The sequence below is a fragment of the Marinobacterium profundum genome, from assembly GCF_001528745.1.
Lineage (GTDB): Bacteria > Pseudomonadota > Gammaproteobacteria > Pseudomonadales > Balneatricaceae > Marinobacterium_A > Marinobacterium_A profundum.
Map to the genome: position 1 here is coordinate 1 of NZ_BCNS01000186.1, position 3403 is coordinate 3403.

Genomic DNA, 3403 nt, shown 5'->3' on the forward strand with positions numbered 1-3403 from the left:
AGTTGAAGCGAGCAAGCTTTAAACAGTGTGTCCTGTTCACAGGGTGCATGATTTAAAGCTTTCAGCTTTAAACGCTCTTTAACAATATGGATTCGAATTAATTCGAGATATGTCTTGTACTGTAGTACAAGCGCCAATGGCGAAAAATCTTATCGAACTCTCGTCCTTACCAGACGCCTTCGGGTTATATGGTCAAGTGACGAAGCGTGCACGGTGGATGCCTTGGCAGTCAGAGGCGACGAAAGACGTGGTAGCCTGCGAAAAGCTTCGGGGAGGTGGCAAACAACCTTTGATCCGGAGATGTCTGAATGGGGAAACCCACCCAGTTTACTGGGTATCTTTTAGCTGAATACATAGGCTTTAAGAGGCGAACTCGGGGAACTGAAACATCTAAGTACCCGAAGGAAAAGAAATCAATTGAGATTCCCTTAGTAGCGGCGAGCGAACGGGGATTAGCCCTTAAGTTGGTTTGGTGTTAGCAGAAGGCACTGGAAAGTGCCGCCGTAGTGGGTGATAGCCCCGTATGCGAAAACGCCTTATCAATGAAAACGAGTAGGACGGGACACGTGTTATCCTGTCTGAACATGGGGGGACCATCCTCCAAGGCTAAATACTCCTGACTGACCGATAGTGAACCAGTACCGTGAGGGAAAGGCGAAAAGAACCCCTGTGAGGGGAGTGAAATAGACCCTGAAACCGTGTACGTACAAGCAGTGGGAGCGGTTCTTGAGACCGTGACTGCGTACCTTTTGTATAATGGGTCAGCGACTTAATTTCAGTAGCAAGGTTAACCGTATAGGGGAGCCGTAGGGAAACCGAGTCTTAATAGGGCGTTTAGTTGCTGGGATTAGACCCGAAACCGGGCGATCTATCCATGGGCAGGTTGAAGGTTGAGTAACATCAACTGGAGGACCGAACCGACTACCGTTGAAAAGTTAGCGGATGACCTGTGGATCGGAGTGAAAGGCTAATCAAGCCCGGAGATAGCTGGTTCTCCTCGAAAGCTATTTAGGTAGCGCCTCATGTATCACCACCGGGGGTAGAGCACTGTTTCGGCTAGGGGGTCATCCCGACTTACCAACCCGATGCAAACTCCGAATACCGGTGAGTGCAATCATGGGAGACACACGGCGGGTGCTAACGTCCGTCGTGAAAAGGGCAACAACCCAGACCACCAGCTAAGGTCCCAAAGTTATCACTAAGTGGGAAACGATGTGGGAAGGCTCAGACAGCTAGGAGGTTGGCTTAGAAGCAGCCACCCTTTAAAGAAAGCGTAATAGCTCACTAGTCGAGTCGGCCTGCGCGGAAGATATAACGGGGCTAAGTGATACACCGAAGCTGTGGATGCCATTTATGGCATGGTAGAGGAGCGTTCTGTAAGCCGTTGAAGGGAAAGCTGTGAGGCATCCTGGAGGTATCAGAAGTGCGAATGCTGACATGAGTAACGATAATGGGGGTGAAAAACCTCCACGCCGGAAGACCAAGGTTTCCTATCCAACGCTATTCGAGGTAGGGTGAGTCGGCCCCTAAGGCGAGGCAGAAATGCGTAGTCGATGGGAAGCAGGTTAATATTCCTGCACCGGCGGTAACTGCGATGAGGGGACGGAGAAGGCTAGGCGAGCGCAGCGTTGGTTGTCTGCGTTTAAGGATGTAGGTTGGGGGATTAGGCAAATCCGGTCCCCCTTAAGACTGAGATCTGATGACGAGGTTCTTAGGAACTGAAGTCGTTGATGCCACGCTTCCAGGAAAAGCCTCTAAGCTTCAGGTTACCGCTGACCGTACCCAAAACCGACACAGGTGGTCAGGTAGAGAATACCAAGGCGCTTGAGAGAACTCGGGTGAAGGAACTAGGCAAAATGGTGCCGTAACTTCGGGAGAAGGCACGCTCCTGATGGTGACCCCCTTGCGGGGTGAGCTGTTGGGAGTCGAAGATACCAGGTGGCTGCGACTGTTTATTAAAAACACAGCACTCTGCAAACACGAAAGTGGACGTATAGGGTGTGACGCCTGCCCGGTGCCGGAAGGTTAATTGATGGGGTTAGCGCAAGCGAAGCTCTTGATCGAAGCCCCGGTAAACGGCGGCCGTAACTATAACGGTCCTAAGGTAGCGAAATTCCTTGTCGGGTAAGTTCCGACCTGCACGAATGGCGTAACGATGGCCACACTGTCTCCACCCGAGACTCAGTGAAATTGAAATAGCTGTTAAGATGCAGTTTACCCGCGGCTAGACGGAAAGACCCCGTGAACCTTTACTATAGCTTCACAGTGGACTTTGACATTGCTTGTGTAGGATAGCTGGGAGGCTTTGAAGCGTGGACGCTAGTCTGCGTGGAGCCAATCTTGAAATACCAGCCTGGCACTGTTGAGGTTCTAACTCTGGACCGTAATCCGGTTCGAGGACATTGTGTGGTGGGTAGTTTGACTGGGGCGGTCTCCTCCCAAAGAGTAACGGAGGAGCACGAAGGTACCCTCAGCATGGTCGGAAATCATGCATTGAGCGCAAGAGTAGAAGGGTGCTTGACTGCGACACTGACACGTGGAGCAGGTACGAAAGTAGGTTCTAGTGATCCGGTGGTTCTGCATGGAAGGGCCATCGCTCAACGGATAAAAGGTACTCCGGGGATAACAGGCTGATACCGCCCAAGAGTTCACATCGACGGCGGTGTTTGGCACCTCGATGTCGGCTCATCACATCCTGGGGCTGAAGCCGGTCCCAAGGGTATGGCTGTTCGCCATTTAAAGTGGTACGCGAGCTGGGTTTAGAACGTCGTGAGACAGTTCGGTCCCTATCTGCCGTGGGCGTTTGAGATTTGAGAAGAGTTGCTCCTAGTACGAGAGGACCGGAGTGAACGAACCTCTGGTGTTCCGGTTGTCACGCCAGTGGCATTGCCGGGTAGCTACGTTCGGACGGGATAACCGCTGAAAGCATCTAAGCGGGAAGCCCCCTTCAAGATGAGATCTCACTGGGGCCTTGAGCCCCCTAAAGGGCCGTTTAAGACTAAGACGTTGATAGGCGGGGTGTGTAAGCGCTGCGAGGCGTTGAGCTAACCCGTACTAATTGCCCGTGAGGCTTGACCATATAACGCCCAAGGCGTTTGGTTGCCTGCTGAGTTGAAAGGCCAGCAGGCGAAAAGCACGAGAGACAAGATTTTAGCATTGGCACGAGCTTGTGCTGCAGACAGACATAGAGTGAACGCTCAGCCTCGAATTAAGGTACGTCGCGACAGGCCATACGCTGTCGAGGCCAGAATCCATATTGTACAAGTTTTGCTTGGCGACAATAGAGCTGTGGAACCACCTGATCCCATCCCGAACTCAGTAGTGAAACGCGGTATCGCCGATGGTAGTGTGGGGTTTCCCCATGTGAGAGTAGGTCATCGCCAAGCATTTAATAACGGAAACG

The 3403-nt window shown here is 52.0% G+C and carries 2 rRNA genes; both read left to right on the forward strand.

Going from position 1 to position 3403, the window contains the following annotated elements:
• Positions 1–190: 190 nt before the first annotated feature.
• A 23S ribosomal RNA gene (locus MPRO_RS21455) occupies positions 191–3079 on the forward strand.
• Positions 3080–3270: 191 nt separating this feature from the next.
• Positions 3271–3386: ribosomal RNA gene (gene rrf / locus MPRO_RS21460) — 5S ribosomal RNA — on the forward strand.
• The last annotated feature ends 17 nt before the right edge of the window (positions 3387–3403 follow it).